Genomic DNA, 563 nt, shown 5'->3' with positions numbered 1-563 from the left:
CCCCGCACCGTGCGCGACTTCACGAAGTCGCCCATGGCCGTCATCTCCCACTCGCCGGAGAACTGCCGGATCAGTTTCGCCATCATCACGCCGGTCTGCGCCTCGGCGTTGGTGAGGTCGAAGCGGACGAGCTCCTCGCCGGACGCGGCGTCGATCAGCCGGCAGTACGCCTTGGCGACCTCGGTGAACTTCTGCCCGGAGAAGGAGTTGACCGTGAAGACCAGGCCGGAGACCTCCTGGGGCAGCCGGCCGAGGTCCACGGTGATCGACTCGTCGTCCCCGCCGCCCTCACCCGTGAGGTTGTCGCCGGAGTGCCGGACGGCGCCGCCCAGGATCTGGAGCTTGCCGAAGTAGCAGCTGTCGATGTGGTTGCGCTGGGGGCCGTAGGCGATGACGGAGGCGTCGAGGTCGATGTCCCTGCCGCGGTACGCGGGCTCCCAGCCGAGGCCCATCCTGACCTGGGAGAGCAGCGGGCGGCCGCCCTTCACCAGGGAGACCGTCTGGTTCTTCTGGAGGCTGACGCGGCCCTTGTCGAGGTTGATCTTCCCGGCGCCGGGCGCGGG

At 69.3% G+C, this 563-nt stretch carries 1 protein-coding gene; it reads right to left on the bottom strand.

The features are described from left to right. Positions 1-563: TerD family protein (locus tag SZN_RS37315; protein ID WP_007506628.1), on the bottom strand; the 563-nt coding region annotated here is incomplete at both ends.

It is taken from the genome of Streptomyces zinciresistens K42 (genome assembly GCF_000225525.1).
Classification (GTDB): Bacteria; Actinomycetota; Actinomycetes; order Streptomycetales; family Streptomycetaceae; genus Streptomyces; species Streptomyces zinciresistens.
Note: the sequence above shows the minus strand (reverse complement) of the source record. Positions and strands in the feature narration are given on the sequence as shown.